Annotated in this window: 14 protein-coding genes, 1 tRNA gene and 1 pseudogene; 8 read left to right on the top strand and 8 right to left on the bottom strand. The window is 74.8% G+C overall.

Annotated elements, in window-relative coordinates; all coding sequences use genetic code 11:
• Positions 1-9: 9 nt before the first annotated feature.
• Positions 10-1,707 (top strand): ABC transporter substrate-binding protein, encoded by a 1,698-nt coding sequence (locus ACVJO7_RS16830; RefSeq protein WP_491673646.1) that lies wholly within the window; start codon positions 10-12, stop codon positions 1,705-1,707.
• Entirely contained in the window at positions 1,704-3,239 is a 1,536-nt protein-coding gene (locus ACVJO7_RS16825; protein WP_491673645.1) for an MFS transporter, read from the top strand. Before ACVJO7_RS16830 ends, ACVJO7_RS16825 begins: the two co-directional genes overlap by 4 nt.
• Positions 3,240-3,304: 65 nt before the next feature.
• Here ACVJO7_RS16825 and ACVJO7_RS16820 read toward each other — a convergent pair whose 3' ends face one another.
• Both ACVJO7_RS16820 and dctA read right to left on the bottom strand, forming a co-directional pair.
• On the bottom strand, positions 3,305-4,870 hold the full coding sequence (locus tag ACVJO7_RS16820) for a GntR family transcriptional regulator (RefSeq protein ID WP_491673644.1): 1,566 nt from the start codon (positions 4,868-4,870) through the stop codon (positions 3,305-3,307).
• Positions 4,871-5,070: 200 nt separating this feature from the next.
• Complete coding sequence (gene dctA, locus ACVJO7_RS16815) at positions 5,071-6,567, bottom strand: C4-dicarboxylate transporter DctA (RefSeq protein ID WP_491673643.1); 1,497 nt, start codon at positions 6,565-6,567, stop codon at positions 5,071-5,073.
• 129 nt (positions 6,568-6,696) lie between these two features.
• Here dctA and ACVJO7_RS16810 point away from each other — a divergent pair, with 129 nt between their 5' ends.
• Positions 6,697-7,635: a TAXI family TRAP transporter solute-binding subunit gene (locus tag ACVJO7_RS16810; RefSeq protein ID WP_491673642.1), complete on the top strand. Its 939-nt coding sequence runs from the start codon at positions 6,697-6,699 to the stop codon at positions 7,633-7,635.
• A gap of 7 nt (positions 7,636-7,642) precedes the next feature.
• Here the strand turns inward: ACVJO7_RS16810 and ACVJO7_RS16805 are convergent, their stop codons facing one another.
• From ACVJO7_RS16805 to ACVJO7_RS16795, 3 genes are read right to left on the bottom strand one after another with little or no spacing between them, the layout of a single operon-like run.
• Positions 7,643-9,025, bottom strand: a complete 1,383-nt coding sequence (locus tag ACVJO7_RS16805) for a sensor histidine kinase (protein WP_491673641.1) — start codon at positions 9,023-9,025, stop codon at positions 7,643-7,645.
• Positions 9,022-9,702: a response regulator transcription factor gene (locus ACVJO7_RS16800; protein ID WP_344025689.1), complete on the bottom strand. Its 681-nt coding sequence runs from the start codon at positions 9,700-9,702 to the stop codon at positions 9,022-9,024. Before ACVJO7_RS16800 ends, ACVJO7_RS16805 begins: the two co-directional genes overlap by 4 nt.
• Before the next feature lie 46 nt (positions 9,703-9,748).
• Positions 9,749-10,648, bottom strand: coding sequence for a LysR family transcriptional regulator (locus ACVJO7_RS16795; RefSeq protein ID WP_491673640.1), 900 nt, complete (start codon positions 10,646-10,648; stop codon positions 9,749-9,751).
• Between the two features lie 91 nt (positions 10,649-10,739).
• Here ACVJO7_RS16795 and ACVJO7_RS16790 point away from each other — a divergent pair, with 91 nt between their 5' ends.
• The 4 genes and pseudogenes from ACVJO7_RS16790 (at position 10,740) to ACVJO7_RS16775 (ending at position 13,270) form a co-directional block, all read left to right on the top strand.
• Positions 10,740-11,288: an anthrone oxygenase family protein gene (locus tag ACVJO7_RS16790; RefSeq protein ID WP_491673639.1), complete on the top strand. Its 549-nt coding sequence runs from the start codon at positions 10,740-10,742 to the stop codon at positions 11,286-11,288.
• Positions 11,285-11,548: an ATP-binding protein gene (locus ACVJO7_RS16785; RefSeq protein WP_491673638.1), complete on the top strand. Its 264-nt coding sequence runs from the start codon at positions 11,285-11,287 to the stop codon at positions 11,546-11,548. Before ACVJO7_RS16790 ends, ACVJO7_RS16785 begins: the two co-directional genes overlap by 4 nt.
• Positions 11,443-12,189, top strand: a pseudogene (locus tag ACVJO7_RS16780) (ATP-binding protein); the annotation flags it as partial. The gene ACVJO7_RS16785 and the pseudogene ACVJO7_RS16780, both read left to right, overlap by 106 nt.
• Before the next feature lie 187 nt (positions 12,190-12,376).
• The gene (locus tag ACVJO7_RS16775; RefSeq protein ID WP_491673637.1) at positions 12,377-13,270 is read left to right on the top strand and encodes a helix-turn-helix transcriptional regulator; all 894 of its coding nucleotides are present in this window, start codon (positions 12,377-12,379) and stop codon (positions 13,268-13,270) included.
• Positions 13,271-13,336: 66 nt separating this feature from the next.
• Here ACVJO7_RS16775 and ACVJO7_RS16770 read toward each other — a convergent pair whose 3' ends face one another.
• Positions 13,337-14,095 carry a DUF899 family protein gene (locus ACVJO7_RS16770; RefSeq protein ID WP_491673636.1) on the bottom strand — a complete coding sequence of 253 codons (759 nt, stop codon included), beginning with the start codon at positions 14,093-14,095 and terminating at the stop codon, positions 13,337-13,339.
• 776 nt (positions 14,096-14,871) lie between these two features.
• Positions 14,872-14,945: transfer RNA gene (locus ACVJO7_RS16765), tRNA-Arg, on the bottom strand.
• 184 nt (positions 14,946-15,129) lie between these two features.
• Between ACVJO7_RS16765 and ACVJO7_RS16760 the strand changes: the two genes are divergently transcribed.
• Complete coding sequence (locus ACVJO7_RS16760; RefSeq protein ID WP_491673635.1) at positions 15,130-15,933, top strand: PP2C family protein-serine/threonine phosphatase; 804 nt, start codon at positions 15,130-15,132, stop codon at positions 15,931-15,933.
• 129 nt (positions 15,934-16,062) lie between these two features.
• Here ACVJO7_RS16760 and ACVJO7_RS16755 read toward each other — a convergent pair whose 3' ends face one another.
• A complete protein-coding gene (locus ACVJO7_RS16755) occupies positions 16,063-16,692 on the bottom strand; it encodes a methyltransferase domain-containing protein (protein WP_491673634.1) in 630 nt (209 codons plus the stop codon).
• Between the last annotated feature and the right edge of the window lie 683 nt (positions 16,693-17,375).

The raw sequence follows: 17,375 nt of genomic DNA, 5'->3' as shown, positions 1-17,375 counted from the left end.
AGGACACCCGTGAACGAGTTCGACCCCGCCCGCGCGATCGGCCGCGGCCTCAGCAGGCGCAGCCTGCTGACCGGCACCCTCGGCGGCATCGCCGCACTGGCACTCGCCGGTTGCGCCGACCGGTCCGGCGCCCCGGCCGGCGGGGCCTCCGGCGGCGGGGACGGCGTCCGGCAGCTGGTCGTCGCCGTGCCCGCGCTCGCCCCCACCCTGGACGGCGTCGTCGGCGGGGGAGGGATCAACCTGGAGTCGTTCGAGATGAACGCCAACCTGCAGGCCGGGCTGGTCCGCAACCCCTACATCCCGGGGCTCACCCCGGACACCGTCGTGCAGGACTTCAACACCTACGTCGGCTACCTGGCCGAGAGCTACGAGGTGTCCGACGACGGCCTGACCTACACCTTCGTGCTGCGTGACGGGCTGATGAGCCCGCTGGGCAACACGATCACCGCCGACGACGTCCTGTACTCCTTCGAGCGCAAGTGGAACGTGCCCACCTACAGCCGCTCGGTCTGGGAGTCCGGGTTCGCCGGCCCGGAGGCGATCACCAGGGTGGACGACCGGACCGTCGCGTTCGAGCTGCTGTCGGCGGGCTTCGGGCTCACCTTCCTCGGGTTGCTCGCGAACCTGCAGGGCCACGTCTACGACTCCACCGCGTTGCAGGAGCACGCCACCCCGGACGATCCCTACGCGCTGGAGTGGGCGCGGGTGAACGGCGGCTGGGGCCTCGGGCCGTACCACGTCACCTCGCAGGTCCCCGACCAGGAGATGATCCTGACGGCGAACGAGCACTACGCACTCGGCGAGCCGGCGATCTCCCAGGTCACCCTGCGGGTGGTCGGCGACGCCGGCACCCGGGCCAGCCTGGTGGTGGCCGGCGACGTCGAGATGGCGCAGGCGATCCGGCCCGCCGACCAGGCCCGGCTGGCCGGCAACGACGGCGTCGTGGTGCCCGAGGCCGACCCGATCGAGTACGTCGACCTGACGCTGGTCACGAACAAGGCGCCGTTCGACGACCCGGCGGTGCGCCGCGCGATGGCCCACGCGGTGCCCTACGACCAGATCGCCGCCGAGATCTACAACGGCCGGGCCGTGCCGATGATCGGCAACATCAACCCGAACACCCTCAACTACACGACCGACGGACTGCCCCGCTACGGCTACGACCCGGCCCGCGCCCGCGAACTGCTGGCCGAGGCCGGCTTCCCGGACGGCGTCTCCTTCACCGTCGCGGTGTCCACCGCGAACCCCGATCTCGTCGACACCTGCGTGCTGCTGCGCTCCTACGCCGCCGACGCCGGCTTCACCATCGACGTCGCCCAGATGGCGGCCGCGGACTTCGGCACCGCCCGGACCGAGGCCACCAACCAGGCGCTCATCTACCGCAACCGATCGCAGGTGCAGACCCCCACCTACGCCTGCACGATCTTCTGGCGGCCGGACGACGACCCGTCCAACCCGTCCCGCTGGGACGAGCCGGCGTCCCGGGAGTTCTGGGAGGTGGTGGACCGGGCGCAGGCGCTGCCCGATCCGCTCAGCCCGGAGGCGGGGGAGCTGTGGCACCGGGCGCAGACCATCCTGCTGGAGTCCACGCCGGAGATCTTCGTCTGCGGCATCCAGCCCTCGCAGGTGTTCCGCAGCACCGTGCACGGCTTCGCCTACCGCTCGGAGAACGCCATCGACTACGGCAACCTCGAGGTCCAGGCGTGACGGGGGGCGCCCGGGCCGACCGGCCCGGCGCCTCCTCGGTCCTGTGGGTCACCAGCTTCGGGCTGCTGCTGGTGCTGGTCAACGGCACCTCGGTGAACGTGGCGCTGCCGGAGCTCTCGGCCGCGTTCGACGCGCCGGCGGGCGTCGCGGACTGGTTCCTGCTCGCCTTCATGCTGGCCAACACCGCGTCGATCCTGATCTTCGGCCGGATCTCGGACATGATCGGCCGCAAACGCATCTTCCTCGGCGGGATGGCCGGTTTCATGGTGGCCAGCGCGCTCGCCGTGCTCGCTCCGAACGCGGCGACGTTCGTGCTGCTGCGGGCGCTGCAGGGGGTGGCGGCGGCGACGATCGTCGCGAACACCACGGCGATCATCGCCGACGCCTATCCCCGGGAACGTCTCGCCCAGGCGCTGAGCGTCAACATGACCGCCGCCGCTGTCGGGAACACGCTCGGCCCGGCCATCGGCGGGGTGCTGGTCTCGACCTTCGGGTGGACCTCGGTGTTCCTGATCAACCTCCCGTTCGGGCTGGTGGCGCTGCTGCTGGGGATCCGGCTGATCCCCGGCGGCCGCCCGCACGGCGCGGTGCGGGAGCGGTTCGACGTGGCCGGCGCGGTGCTCTCGGTCGCCTGCCTGACCGCGGTCATCTACGCGATCAACCGCAGCGCCACCGCCGGGCTCGCCGATCCGCTGGTGCTCGGCGTCGGCCTGGCGGGAGTGCTCGCCGGGGTGCTGTTCGTGCTCGTCGAACGCCGGTCCCGGCATCCGCTGGTGGACCCGGCGCTGGTCCGGGACCTGCGCCGGGCCTGCGCCTACGCCGCGGCCTACTTCAACTCCTGTGCCAGGGCCGGCATCACCGTGCTCGTCGTGCTGCACCAGCAGATCGTCGGCGGGCGCAGCGCCGCCGAGGCGGGCGCCGTGCTCACCGCGCTGGCGCTGGCGATGATGACCGCGACCCCGCTCACCGGGCGGCTGAGCCGGGTGCTGACGGCGCGGGCGGTGTCGGCGGGCGGCGGGCTGCTGCTCGTCGTCGGCCTGGCCGGGTCGGCGGCGTCCACGGCGAACCCGTCGATGCCGGTCGCCGCGGCCTGGCTGGTCGTCGTCGGTCTCGGGGTGGGGTTCTTCACCGCCCCGAACACCGAGGCGATCATGGCCGGGGTGGCGCCGCGGCGGCGCGCGGTGGCCAACTCGGTGCGCTCGATGCTCTACAACAGCGGGCAGGCGGTCGGCACCTCGGTGAGCCTGCTGATCGTGGTCACCGGCGGGGTGGGCAGCTACGCGGGGCAGACCGACGACGGCCCGGTGGTCCTCGCGTTCTCGGTCGCGATGGGGGTGAGCGCCGGCGCGGCGGCGCTGGCGCTGCTGTTCGCGGTGCTGCGCGGCGGCCCGTGGCGGGTGCGCCGGCCGGCCGGCGGCGCCGCCGGCGAGCAGCGCCGGCCGGACGGGCCGCGCACCGGCCCCGACGACCGGGCCGCGGCGGTCGGGCCGGCCGACCGCGCCGGGCCCCGGCCCACGGGTGGGCCGGGCTGAGCCGTGCCACCCCGGCCGGTGCGCGGGCCGAGCCGACGATGCCGCCCCGGCCGCCTGGGGTGCCGTCAGGCGCAGACGGCGGCCGGGGATGCGTGGCCGAGCAGCGTCCGGGTCGCCAGGCAGCTCTGCGCGGCGCTGCGGTAGGCGTGGCTGAACTCCCGGGGCCGCCCGTCGGCGTCGATCAGCAGCCGCTCGCAGAGCAGCAGCACCGCGCCGGGTGCGACACGCAGCCGGCGGGCCGCGGCCTCGTCGGCGCACACCGCGTGCAGGTTGGTGAGGATCCGGCCGGGCGGGCGCCCGTAGGTGCGCCGGAACGCGGAGCTGAACTCGTGGCGGGTGCCCACCACCAGCGGGCGCGGGTCCGCGCTGGGTTCGGTGTAGCGCAGGTACAGCGAGGACGGCCGGCCGTCCCGGTGCACCAGGAACTCGTCCAGCGCGACGGTGTCACCGGCCGTCGGCAGCATCCGGCTGAGGAACGGCGCGACCGGGATGGTGACCGAGGTGAGGTGCCGGTAGCCGTGCCGGCCGGCCTCGCTCTCCCGGAACGGGACGCCGGAGTTGAGCCGGTAGGCGGTGACCGGGCGGACGACGGTGTGCCCGTTGCGGCGGACCAGCGTGCCCTCGGCGTGCAGCTGCGCGAGCACCTGCTGCATGGTCGAGCGGGCGGCGCCGTAGGTGCGGGCCAGGTCGGCCTCCACCGGCCGGGAGCCGGCCGGGAGGATCCCCTCCCGGATCGCGGCCCGCAGCTCCATGTGCAGGTCGGCGTGCGAGCTCCGGAGCAACGTCGGGGCCGCCGCCGGGCCGGGCGGCGTCGGCTGCGCCGCGGGGAACGGTGCGGCGAGCGGGTCGTCGTCGAGCTCGGCCCCGCTGGTCGTGGTGGACAGCACGACGCGGGCCGCCGGGTAGTGCGTGATGCTGAACTCGCGCGGTCTGCCGTCGGCGCTCCACAGCACCCGGGACTTGACGATCAGCGGCGCGCCCGGGGAGGTGCGCAGCTGGGTGGCGGTGCGGTCGTCGGCGGCGCGGCCCTCGACCCAGGTGTCGATCCGGGCCAGCGGGCTCCGGTAAGTCCGCTCGAAGGTCTCCTCGAACCGCCCGTCGTCGCTGCGCGGGACGAGCGGCCGGTCCCGTCCCTCGTCGAGGGTGTACCGGGTGTAGAGCAGGATCGGGTTGCCGACGTGCAGGTCGAGCACCTCGCAGGCGTGCACCCGGCTCGCCGTGGTGCGCAGGTGGTGCCGGGTGACCGGGGACGACGCGATGTAGCGGTTGTCGGTGATCACCACCTGGCGCTCCGGGTCGGTCCCGATGTTCCAGGCGACGCCGTTGTCGATCGGGATGTCGATCATCCCGGAGGTGACGACGGTCCCGGCCCGCGGCGACCGCGACACCACCCCCTCCGCCGCCAGCAGCCGCAGTGCGCTGCGCATCGCGTTGCGGCTCACCGAGAACCGGACGCCCAGCTCGGCCTCGTCGAGCCGGTCGTTCACCCCGATCTCGCCGATCCGCAGGCTGGTGACCAGCGCGCCGTGGGCGCCGAGCGCGGAGGCGACGCGCACCCGCTGGGGCCGGGCGGCACGCGCTCGGGCCGCGAGCCGGACGTCGTCGCGGTGGGGTCGGCCGGGGTGGGTCATCGGCACCCTCTCGTCCTGTATCACCGGTTCGTGTGATCCAGAGGGTGCGGATCCGCTGTTGCGGGCGGGTTGCCGCGGGTCGACGTTCCTGACACAGATCGGTGCCGGTCCACCGGCCGGGCCGGCGGATCGGGTCGCGACGGCCGACGGCCCGCCCCGGGCGGTGCTCGGGACGGGCCGTCGTGGCGGTCGTGCGGGGCTCAGCGCCCCGGGCCGGACTCCAGGTCCCGGCCGGCCTGCACCTCGCCCTCGCCGGTGTTCACGGTGGCGACGGCGGCCTTGCGCTCGGACGCCTCGGCCGAGGCGTCCAGGGCGGTGGGCGCGGCCGGGCCGTGGCCCTGGGCCTCGGCCTTCATCAGCTCGTCGACGTCGACCTGGCCCGGGTCGTTGAGGACGTCCTCGAGCCGTTCCCGGTCCAGCTCCCCGGTCCAGCGGGCGATCACCAGGGTGCCGATCCCGTTGCCGGTGAGGTTGGTCAGCGCGCGGCCCTCGGACATGAAGCGGTCGATGCCGACGATCAGCGCGAGGCCGACCAGCGGGATGATGTGGTCGAACGCGGCGATCGAGGCCGCGAGGGTGACCAGCCCGGCGCCGGAGACGCCCGCGGCGCCGTTCGACGAGATCAGCATGAACAGCAGCAGGCCGATCTGGGTGGAGATCGGCACGTCGACGCCGAACGCCTGGGCGATGAACATCGCGCCCATCGTCATGTAGATGGCGGTGCCGTCGAGGTTGAACGAGTAGCCGGTCGGGATGGTCAGGCCGACGACGTGCTTCGGCGTGCCGGCCGCCTCCAGCTTCGTCATCATCCGCGGCAGCACCGTCTCCGACGACGACGTGCCGAGCACGATCAGCAGCTCGTCCTTGATGTAGCGGATGTACTTCAGGATCGAGAAGCCGGCGAGCCGGCAGATCGGGCCGAGGCAGAAGAAGATGAACAGCAGGCAGGTCAGCCAGAAGGTGACCATGAGCTGCGCCAGGCTGCCCAGGATCGCGCTGCCGTGCTCGCCGATGGTGTAGGCGATGCCGCCGAACGCGCCGATCGGCGCGACCCACATGACCAGCTTGATGACGCCGAACATGACCTTGGCGAACGAGTCGAGCGCGTAGACGACGCTCTTGCCGCGCTCACCGAGCATGGTGATCGCGACGCCGACCAGGATCGCCAGCAGCAGCACCTGCAGCAGCTGCCCGTCGACGAACGCCGACGCGAACGAGGTCGGCGCCAGGTTGAGGATGAAGTCGGTGAAGCCGCCGCCCGCGGCGCCGCCCGCGGACTCGATGGTGTCGTTCGCGGCCGAGCCGTCGAACGTCTCCCGGTTGTAGCCCAGGCCGGCGCCCGGCGCGATCAGGTTGATCGTGATCAGGCCCAGGCCGAGCGCGACGACCGTGGTGGCGTTGAAGTAGATGACCGTCCGCAGGGCCAGGCCGCCGACCTTGGCCAGGTTGCCCAGGCCGGCGATGCCGACGACCACGGTCGCGAAGATGACCGGGGCGATGACCACCTTCACCAGGTCGATGAACAGGGTGGCCAGCCACTGCATCTGCGCGCCGACCTCGGGCAGCAGCAGCCCGACGAGGATTCCGGCACTGATGCCGATCAGCACCCAGAAGTACAGGTGCTTCCAGATGGGTGTCCGCTTCCGCTGCGACCGGTCGACCGTCGGTGGTCCCGGGTCCGCCGTGGGACTGCTCATGGTTCGCTCCCTCGCGTCACGATGCTGCAGGGAGGCTCCCGGCCGGCGGCCCGGTCTTCCACTCCGTGGACGGCTTCTTGGGATTGGCTTGACGTACCGGTCATATCGGGTGCGCCGTACCCTTCGGACATGACCGGGCTGTCGCGTCGCGCGCTGCTGCGCACCTCCGGCGCCCTCGCCGGACTGGCGCTCGGCGGCGGTCTGGTCACCGGCTGCGCCCCGGCGCCGCCGCGGCCGCCGGAGCCGTTCCGGCTGGCCACCGGCCCGGAGGGGGCGGTCTACCGGGAGATCGGTCTCGCACTGGCCGGGGTACTCGACCGGGCGTGGGGCCGGCCCGTCGTCGAGCTCGTCTACACCGACGCGGCGCCGGAGAACATGGCGATGCTGACCGGCGGCCGGGTCGAGATGGCGTTCGTCAACGTCGACGTCGCCGCGGCGCACGCCGGGCAGGTGATGGCGCTCGCCCGGGTCTTCGACTCGGTGATGCACGTGCTCGTCCCGTCCGGCAGCACCGCGAGCGACCTGCGCGACCTCGACGGCGCGACGCTCGCCGCCGGGATGCCGCTGTCCGGGACCCGGTACCTGGCCCGCCGGCTGCTGGACCAGGCCGGCAGCGACGCCGACCTGCGCAGCTACTCGCAGGCCGACTCGGTGCGCGCGTTCCGCTCCGGCGAGGTCGACGCGGTGCTCAGCCTCACCGGGATGCCCACCCCGGCGGTCACCGAGCTGGCCCGCGACGGCGCGGTGCGGCTGCTCGACCTGACCGCCCAGGTCGAGCCGCTGGTCCGGGCCCATCCGCTGGAGTACGTGCCGGTGGTGGTCCCGGCGACGATGTACCCGCCGATGGAGTCGGCGCCGGCGCTGGCCGTGCCGACCCTGCTCGCGGTGCAGCCCTCGATGGACGAGCAGCTCGCGAACTGGCTGACCGGGGTGCTGTTCGCGCACGCCGCCGAGCTGTCCCGGGTGCGCGGCGAGGCGAGCCAGATCAACCCGCGCACCGGCGCGGCGACCACCCCGGTCGCGCTGCACCCGGGTGCCCGGCGCTGGTTCCGGGAACGCAAGCCCTGACCGGCGCTCAGGTCGCGGGCGGCACCCGGACGACGGCGGTCAGCCCGCCGCCGGGCGTCCCGGTCAGCTCCAGCGACCCGCCCGCGTCGCCGAGCACCTGGGCGACAATGGCCAGCCCGAGCCCGGTGCCGGGGACGTTCTGGTCGTGCGGGCTGCGCCAGAAGCGCTCCGTCGCGCGCCGCCTGCCCTCCTCGTCCAGCCCGCGGCCGTCGTCGACGACGTCGATCCGGTAGCCGGCCCCGTCCGGGCGGCCGCGCACCGTGACGGTGCTGCCGCGGGAGAGCCGGACGGCGTTCGCGACCAGCTCGTCGACGGCCGCGGCGAGCCCGCCGGTCGGCTCCCGCACCCGGGTCGCGGTGGCGGTCAGGTCCTCGGCGAACTCCATCCCGGCCTCCTCGGCGGCCGCCCGCCAGGCCGCGGCGCGGTGTCCCAGCGCCGTCCCGACCGGCCCGGACGACGCGGCGGGCCGGTCGGCGACCGCGGTGGCGGCGAGCATGCTGGACAGCACGGTGCTCATCCGGTCGAGATCGTCGACGGCGTCGGAGTAGGCGACCCGCGCGTCGTCGTCGGCGGCCAGGTGCGGTTCCAGGTTCTCCACCGACAGCCGGACCGAGGCGATCGGGTTGCGCAGCTGGTGGGCGGCGTCGGCGACGAACCGCTGCTGACGTTCGATGGTGCGGCGCACCGCGTCGACCATGTCGTTGAAGCCGGCGGTGAGGTTGCGCAGCTCCGGCGGCCCGGAGTCGGGTGCGGCGCGGGCGTCCAGCCGGCCGGCGCGGACCGCGGCCGCGCTGCGTTCCAGGTCCGCGACCGGCCGCAGGATCCACCGGGTCATCGGCCCGACCAGCCACACCGCCAGCGTCGCGACCAGCGCGAACAGCCCGCCCAGCAGCGCCCAGTCGCCGAGGATCTCGGCGCGCACCGAGTCCGTCGGGACGGCGAGCACCAGCGCGGCGACGACCTGGGAGTCCCGGCCGACCGGCGTCACGATCAGCTCGGGCTCGATCCGCCACGGCCAGACGGTGCGTTCCACCGGCGGCAGCTGCCCGGCCAGCACGCCGGTCAGCCGGTCCGTCGCGGCCGCGGGCGGCGGCGAGCCGTCGGTGGCGTGCAGCACCTGCTGCTCGCGGTCGAGGAACCACATCGGGGTGTCGTAGAGGTCGGCGTACTCGTCGAGCTCGGCGCGCAGCCGCACCAGGTCGGCCTGCAGCGCGGTCCCGCCGGTCAGCGCGGTGAGGGCCAGCACCGAGAACCGGCTCGCGTCGCTGAGCCGGTCGGCGACCAGCGTGGCGGTGTGCCGTTCGGCGACGGTCCCGGCGGTCGGCACCAGCACGCCCAGCATCAGCAGGACGAGCAGTGGCGCGATCGCCACGACCAGCCGGCGTCTCACGGGCCGACCTGGTATCCGACGCCGCGCAGGGTGCGGATGGTGACCCGGCCCCCGAGCTTGCCGCGCAGCGTGGCCATGTGCGTGTCCAGGGTGCGCGAGCTGGACTCGGTCGGGGCCTCCCACACCTGGTCGATCACGAACCCGCGCTCCACCGGCTGCCCGGCCCGCTCGAACAGCAGCGCCAGCACCGCGGACTCGATCGCGGTGAGCGAGGCCGACCAGCCGTCGGCGGCGTCCCGCACGGTCCGGGCGGTCACGTCGAGCTCGAGCGTGCCCCAGCGGTGCACGACGGCGGCCGGCGCGACGGCCTGCCGCAGCGCCCGGGTCCGCCTGCTCACCGCCTCGATCCGGGCGAGCAGCTCGGCCAGGCTGAACGGCTTGACGACGTAGTCGTCGGCGCCCGCGCGCAGCCCGACCACCCGCTCCGCCTCGCTGTCCTGCGCGGTGACCACGAGCACCCCGCAGGCCGGTTGCTCGCGCAGCCTGCGCACCACCGCGCTGCCGTGCCCGTCGGGCAGGCCCATGTCGACCAGCGCGAGATCGGGCACCTGCTCGTCGATCAGGCCGAGCGCCTCGGTGACGTCGGCGGCACGCACGACGCGGTAGCCCGCACGGAGCAGGGCGCGCACTAGCCCACGTGCCACCCGGTCGTCGTCCTCGACCACCAGAATCCGCACGGTTGCAGGGTAGAGAGCGGGGGGTCGGGAGGCACAGCGGGTGATCTCAGCCGGTGCCGGACACGGCGCTGGCGACCCGGTCGAAGTCACGGATCGTGGCGGTCTCCGCGCCCCGGAGCCAGAACAGCCGCCGCTGGTAGGGCGGGGCGTCGCGGATCGGCACGTAGATCACGTCGGGACGGACGTAGTGGCTGGTGAACTGGGCGGACACCGGATAGGTGCCGATACCGGCGCCGATCAGCGCGAGCATCTCCTGGGTGGTGTCGAACACCGGGCCGCGCTCGACCGGCCTGCCGTCGGCGGTGTGGCTCGGGACGAGCTCGTCGTCCCAGTAGGCGGGGATGGTGGGCGGCGTGCGCAGCACGGTGGTGCGCGCGAGATCGGCGAACGACACCGACGCCCGGCGGGCGAACCGGTGCCGGGCGGGCACCGCCAGCAGCTGCCCCTCCTCGGTCAGCACCCGGCCGGCCCGCAGCAGTGCCTGCTCCGCGCCGCGGGCGGGCACCGTGGCGAGTGCGAGATCGACCTCGCCGCCGCGCAGCAGCGCGAACCCCTGTCCGAACTGGATCTCCCGGAGCCCGACGTCGACGCCGGGATGCCCGGCCCGGAACGCCTCGGCCACGTCGAGCACGAACCGGCCCGAGGCGGCTCCGATGAACCCGACCCGCAGCGTCGACCGGGCCGCGCCGGCGGTCGCCCTGGCCAGCGCGACCGCGTCCAGGATCTGCCGGTGGGCCGGCCGGAGGTCCTCGGCCAGCCGGGTGCCGAGCGGGGTGAGCCGCACCCAGCGGCTGGTGCGCTCGAACAGCGCACCGCCGATCCGCCGCTCGAGTGTCCGGATCGTCCGGCTGACCCGTGAGGTGGACACCCGCAGCGACTCCGCGGCCCGCCCGAAGTGCAGCTCGTCGGCGACCGCCAGGAAGACCTCGATGTCCCGCTGTTCCACCGGCACGCGCCCCCGTTCGTGAACCCTGGAGCCGTCGATCGTTGCGCACTCGGTGGTTGTTCGGCACCGGCGCGCCGTCGAGGGTGGTCGGGTGATCGAGCCGAACCGGCTGCGGCCGGGTGACCTCCGGCCGGCCCCGGTGGTCCTGCTGCCGGTGGCCGCACTGGCCACCGGGCTGCTGGCCGGGGTGTACCTGGACTGGGCCCACACGGTGATGCCCGCACTGCGGACGACCGGCGACCGCACCTTCGTCGCGGCCCAGCACGCGCTGGACGCCGCGATCCTCACCCCGCTGTTCCTGCTGCTGTTCCTGGGTGCGCCGGCGGCGACCGGCGCCGCGGCGGTGCTCGCCCGCAGCCGGCCCGGCCGGCGGCTGTCGGCGCTCGTCCTGGTGGCGTTCGGCCTGCACCTGGCCGCGTTCCTCATCACGGTCGCCGTCCACGAACCGCTCAACCTGGTCGTCCGGGGCGGCGGCGCACCGGGGCAGGCGGCCGATCCGGCGGTCCTGCGGGCCGCCTTCGACGAGGCCCGGTGGGCCGGCTGGCACGTCGTCCGCACCGTCCTGACGGTCATCGCGTTCGGCTGCCTGCTCCGGGCGCTCGTGGTCGCCGGGAGGTCGCCCGGCGGGCCCCGCCGATGACGGCCGCGACGTCGTTCGTCGGGCGGTCCGCCGAGCCGGCCGCGCTGCGCGCCCTGCTGGATCGCGACCGTCTCGTCACCGTGACCGGGCCGGGCGGTGTCGGGAAGACCCGGCTGGCCCGGCAGGCCCTCGCGGCTCGCCCGGGGGACCCTGCGTGCTGGGCCGATCTCGGGTCGGCCGGCTCCCCGGAGCGGGTGGCGCAGGTGGTGGCGGCCGCCCGGGTACCGGTCGGACCGGGTGGTGCGCGCCCGACGCGCTGACGACGTGGCTGCGCGGGCGCCGTGCGCTGGTCTGCCTGGACAGCTGCGAGCACCTCCTGGACGCCTGCGCCCGGCTGGTCGCGGCCCTGCTGCGGACCTGTCCGGAGGTGACGGTGCTGGCCACCAGCCGGGAACGGCTGGGGCTGCCCGGCGAACGGGTGCGGCCGGTCCCGCCGTTGGGCCCGGACGACGCGGCGCGGCTGTCCACCGAGCGGGCGGCCCTGGTGTGCCCGGACGCGGCCGGGATCGAGCCGGGGGCGGTGGCGGCGATCTGCCGCAGGCTCGACGGCATCCCGCTGGCCGTCGAGCTGGCCGCCGCCTGGACCCGGGTGCTGACGCCGTCGGAGATCGAGGACCGGCTCGACGACCGGTTCGCGCTGCTCGTGGACGGCCCGCGCGGGGTGCACGACCGGCACCGCACGCTGGCCGCGTCCCTCGGGTGGAGCCTCGACCTGCTCGAACCCGCCGACCGGCGGCTGCTGCGCCGGCTGTCGGTGTTCGACGGTGGGTTCACGGCCGAGGCGGCCACCGCGGTCTGCGGCGGCGGCACGCTCGCCGGGATCGCGCGGCTCGCCGACCGGTCACTGGTGCTGGTCGAGACGCGGACGGTGACCCGGTTCCGGCTGCTCGACTCGGTCCGCGCGTACGCGTTGCGCGAGCCGGGGAGGGACCGGCAGCGGCCACGGCGCTGCGCGGGCGCCATCTCGACCACTATCTCGACCACTACGTCGCGTTCGCCGGGGCCGCCGCCGCGCTGCGGGAACGCGACCGGGACCGGTGGCGGACCGTCCTGCTGGCCGAGCGCGACAACCTCCGCGCCGCGCTCGAGTGGGGGCTGTCCCGGCCGGGGCCGCCGGGCCCGGGTCCGCGGTCCTGCGCCGGTTCTCGCTGGTGGCGGGCACGGTGCAGCGGTGGGCCGGGGAACACCGGGAGGCCGTCCGGTCACTCGGGGCCGCGGCCGGCCCCGCCGCCGCGCTGGGCGACGACCCGGTCGTCGCCCAGGCACTGCCCGGGCTCGCCGCCGCGCTGCGCGGGCTCGGCCGGGACGACGAGGCCCGCGCGCACGCCGAACGGGCGCTGCGGCTCGCCGCGGCCCTGGACCTGCCGCAGGTCCGTGCGGACGCCCTCGACGAGCTGGCCCATCTCGCCCGTTCCCCGGCGGCCGCCGGGGACCTGCACCACCGCGCGCTGGAGGTGCGGGTGGCGGCCGCGCTGTGGACGTGCGCCGTCTCCTCCTACGACGCGCTCGCCCGGCTCGCGGCGCCCGGTGACCCGCTGCGGGCGGCCCGGGTGCTCGGCGCCTGCGACGCCGCCCGTGAGCGCGTCGACCGGCCGCGGACGCCGGCCGAGCGGCCGGGGCACACGGCACTGCTCGCCGGGTTGCGCGCCGCGCTCGGGCCGGCCGCACTGGCGACCGCGACGGCTGAGGGCGCTGCGCTGTCCCGGGACGAGCTGCACGCCTACCTGAACCGGTCGCGCGGCCCCCGGCGCCGCCCGGCGCCCGGCTGGGACGGGTTGACCCGGGCGGAGCGCGAGGTCGTCGCGCTGGTCGCCGACGGGCTGACGAACCCGCAGATCGGGGTGCGGCTGTTCATGAGCCGGTCCACGGTGAAGACCCACCTGGCCCACGTGTTCGCGAAGCTGGCGGTCACCAGCCGCGCCGAGCTCGCCGCCGCAGCCGTCCGCCGGTCCGGTCCCGGCCGGGTCGCGTCCGGCGGGTGAGCCGCCGGCCCGGTCGTCCCACCCGGTTCGCGCCGCCCGGCGCTCGCGCAGCGCGCCCGCCGGACCTCACCGGGTCAGGTCGTCCGGGTGGCCGGCGTCGAGCCGGGCCCACTGGACGATCGGCCGGCCGTCGCGTCGCCAGCCGTCGGAGTTCTCCCCGTCGCCCCACGGCCGCGGCCAGCCGTCCGGCGAGTCCTCCCAGAGCTCCTGACGCCCGAACACCGTCATGTCCAGCAGCCCGTGGGTGGGTGTCATGACCTCCACCCCGCGACCGCCGGTGTAGTACGTCTCGAACACCCGCCCGCCGTCGCGGACGTAACAGACCGGGTGGTGGCGCTGCCAGTCGCGACCCTCCAGGAGCTGCGGGGCCGTCCGCTCGACCGAGTACCACGGCATGTCCAGCCCCAGGAAGTCCCGGTACCGGATGCTCTCCGGGTACGGCCCCTTGCAGAAGGTGGCGTAGGTGACGTCGCGGGAGTGGAGGTAGGAGAGCTCGCGGACCTGGCTGTTGAAGAACGTGCAGCCCTCGCACTGCTCCGTCGCGGTCCGGCCCGGCCACCAGGCGTGGAAGTAGGCGACGAGCTGCCTGCGCCCGTCGAAGACGTCGAGCAGCGTGACCGGCCCGTCCGGCCCGACGACCTCGATGCCCGCGTCGACCTCGACCATCGGCAGCCGCCTGCGGGCCGCGGCGATCGCGTCGCCCTCGTGGGTGTGCGCCTTCTCCCGGGCGAGCAGCGCGTCGCGGGCCGCCCGCCAGGTCGCCCGGTCGACCACCGGGGGGAGGCCCGCACCGGGTGCCGGGTCGTTCTGCTCGTGGTCGGTCACCGTCGTCGCCTCCGTGTGCTCGTGGCGGGATGTCCGGGACGGTCCCGACCTCGTGAGCCCTGTCGTGAGCCCTCTCGTGAGCCCGGCCGTGAGTCCGGCCGTGTTCCCGGCCGTGGTCGTGGTCGATCCCGCAGGACCCGCCCCGCGCCCGCGTCCGTCCATCTGTCCGTCCGTCCGTCCGTCGGGACATCGTCGGTACGGGTGCCGGGCCGAGCATCGGCCATCCGGCCGGTGGACCGGCCGCTGCTGCGGTGGGGGCCGGACCGGAGGAGGTCTGCGCCGACGGGCCGCGCCCGCGGTCGAACCGGCGCGAGCCGTGCCGTTCGCCGAGCTCGTGGCGAGGCGGGTAGCGGGTAGCGGGTAGCGGGTAGCGGGTGTCGGTGGTGGGTGTCGGGTGTCGGGTGTCGGTGGTGGGTGTCGCTGCCGCCGGCTGCGCTGCCAGTGGCCTGCGCCGGGGCGAGCCGTGCCGGCCGCCGGGCCCGCGGCGACCGCGGTGTCGACGGCGGTCCCGACCGCGGTGTCGTTGTTGCCGGTCGGGCCGCTACCGGGCGTGGTCGGGGCCCGTGCCGGTCGTCGCGCCGACGGCGGGGGTGGTGGTCCCGGTGCTCGTACCCGGGCCCACGGCCGGCCACGGCCGGCCGGCCGCACCGGCGGTGACGTGGGCGTTGCCCGGTGCCTGCGCGGGCACCTCCCCGGCCGGGGCCGAGGCCGGGGGACCGGTGAGCGGGCCCGGCGGGTGGGCGGACCGCGGGGACCGGCGGGATTCGGTCCGTGGGTGCCCCCGGCAGGACTCGAACCTGCGACCACGGCATTAGAAGGGCCATGCTCTATCCACCTGAGCTACGGAGGCTGCGCGCACCGTCACCAGCGGCGCGGCGCGCGGCCCCAACCGTAGCGACACGGGCAAGCGATCACCCATCCGACGTCGCCCCGCGGGCCGCCGCGGGCCGCGCTCCGCCATCCGTACGGTTGAAGCAGGCGCGAACAGGGCCTCGCCTGCGACGCTGACGGACGGTCACGTCCATACTGTCCCCATGGTTCTGGGACTGCGATCCGCGATCGGGTCGGATGTAGGTCGCCGCCGGACGTCGAACCAGGACTCCGGCGCGACGACCGGCCGGCTCCTGATCGTGGCCGACGGGATGGGCGGTCACGCCCACGGCGAGATCGCGAGCGCGATGACGGTGTCGGCGTTCACCGAGCTGGACGCACGGTTGCCCCAGGACCTCGGCGACCTCGACCTGGCAGCCGAGATGACGGCCGCCCTGGTCGACGCGACCGACCGGCTGTCCCGGCGGGCGGGGGAGGACCCGGACACCCGCGGGATGGGGACGACGGTCGTGTCGCTGCTGCTGACCGGCGACCAGCTCGCGCTGGCGCACATCGGCGACTCGCGTATCTACCGGCTCCGCGACGGCGGGCTGGCCCAGCTGACCCACGACCACACGATGGTCCAGCAGCTCGTCGACCAGGGGCAGATCACCGCCGAGGAGGCCGCCCACCATCCGCGCCGCTCGGTGCTGATGCGCGCGCTGAGCACCGACCACGCCCCGGAGCCCGATCTCGACCGGATCGACATCGTCGAGGGCGACCGGTTCCTGCTCTGCTCGGACGGCGTGACCGCCGTGCTCGACGACGCCGCGCTCCTGAGCGAGCTCGCCGCCGACGCGGACCCGGCGGAGATCGTGCAGCGGCTGATCGACCTCGCGAACGAGGGCGGCGGGCCGGACAACATCACCGCGATCGTCGCCGACGTCGTCGAGCTGCCGGAGGACGCGGACCGGACGCAGGAGGTCACCGTCGCGGGCGCGGCCGCGGAGATCACCACCCCGAACTGACACCCGCGCGGGCGACCGGCGGGGTGTCGTGCAGCGCCGGCCGTCAGCGGGAGCGCCCGGCCGTACTGCGCGTGCGGCCGTGTCGTCGGGCCGCACCGTGGGGCCGCACCCGGCACCCGATGCGGGCCCTCACCGGCGGGCGACGATCCGCCGCAGCCGGACCCGGTGCGCCGCGTACCGGTGTGCGACCAGCCCGGCCCGCGCCGACGCCGGCAGCTCGGGCGGATAGACGCCCGCGGCGCACAGATCGGCCACCGCCACCGGCCGGTCCTCGGCCGCCCCGTCGAGGGTGAAGTCCAGCCGGTCGTCGGCGAGCACGGCGAAATCCGCCGACGACGCCAGCCACTCCGGGTGTTCGACGGCCGAGCGGTGCCGCCAGGACGCCCGCACCGCGCGGCGCAGCTCGCCGCCGCGCCAGCCGAGCGACGCAGGCGCCGGCAGCAGGACCGAGAGCAGGCCGTGCGGCGCGAGGACCCGCCGGAGCTCGGCGAAGAGCCCGCTCATGTCGTGCAGCAGGGGCAGGAGCAGCGGGACCGCGATCCGGTCCACCGAGCGGGTCCGCAGCGGCAGGGCGAGCGGACGGGCCCGGACGACACCGAACGCGCCGTCGCCCGCCTCGAGCGCGATCCCGTCCTGGACGAGCGTGGCCCGCACCCGACTGGTCGCCCCCGGGGACCGGCACCACTGGGCGGCCGTCGGACCGTTGCCGGCGCGCAGCCGGTGCAGGACGGGATCGAGGACGTCTCCGGCGGTCGGCACGCGGGCAGTCTCGCGCAGCGCCGGGCCGGTTGGTGTCCGGCACGGCGAGCGGCGCCGTACCGCCGGTGATCGTGGTGTGCCCCAGGCGGTACCCGCCGGGTGCAGCCGGCGGGCGGGCACCGACCGTTCGTCGGCCGCCCGGCCCGCGCCGGACGGTCGGAAAAAAATTCTCGACGACGGACGGGCGCCGGAGCGCAGGACGAACGACGTCCCCATCGGACTTCGCGACCATCGCTCGTCGCCTGCCCTTGCGCGATCGGTGCTGGTCAATCAGGATGCAGGGAGAGCCGGACGGGGTGACCGTTCGTCGCACGGACGGCTCGGGTCCACCTGGTGGCCCTGCGCCCTCTCCGGAGGGTTTGCGCAGGTCAGCGGGTGTTTGGGACCCCGGTTTGACGCGCCCGGACACCGTGGCGTAACTTAGTTCCTGTCAGCGAGTGAGCCGGACAGAACGGGCCGCAGAGCCCGGTCAACAGGCCCCGTTGGCCAGATGGTCCCCCCGGTGGATGTCCGAGTTTCTCGGGTGTTTATGGTGGTGGGGTCAAGGCGATCCGCCTTCGGATCCGGTTGTGAGGCCGGTGGTGTGGTGCGGGTGTCTTTTGAGAACTCAACAGTGTGTCGAGCTATTTATTGTTTTGGCGTTTTTATGCCAGTTTGTTTTGCCATGGTTCGGTCGACCCCGT

The organism is Pseudonocardia sp. DxW (genome assembly GCF_058448985.1).
This window is presented reverse-complemented; position numbering and strand designations above follow the sequence as displayed.

Excerpts from the sequence above, each read along its gene's own strand:
- ACVJO7_RS16820 (WP_491673644.1), bottom strand. The coding sequence starts at position 4,870 with ATGACCCACCCCGGCCGACCCCACCGCGACGACGTCCGGCTCGCGGCC.
- dctA (WP_491673643.1), bottom strand. The coding sequence starts at position 6,567 with ATGAGCAGTCCCACGGCGGACCCGGGACCACCGACGGTCGACCGGTCG.
- ACVJO7_RS16810 (WP_491673642.1), top strand. The coding sequence starts at position 6,697 with ATGACCGGGCTGTCGCGTCGCGCGCTGCTGCGCACCTCCGGCGCCCTC.
- ACVJO7_RS16785 (WP_491673638.1), top strand. The coding sequence starts at position 11,285 with ATGACGGCCGCGACGTCGTTCGTCGGGCGGTCCGCCGAGCCGGCCGCG.
- ACVJO7_RS16760 (WP_491673635.1), top strand. The coding sequence starts at position 15,130 with ATGGTTCTGGGACTGCGATCCGCGATCGGGTCGGATGTAGGTCGCCGC.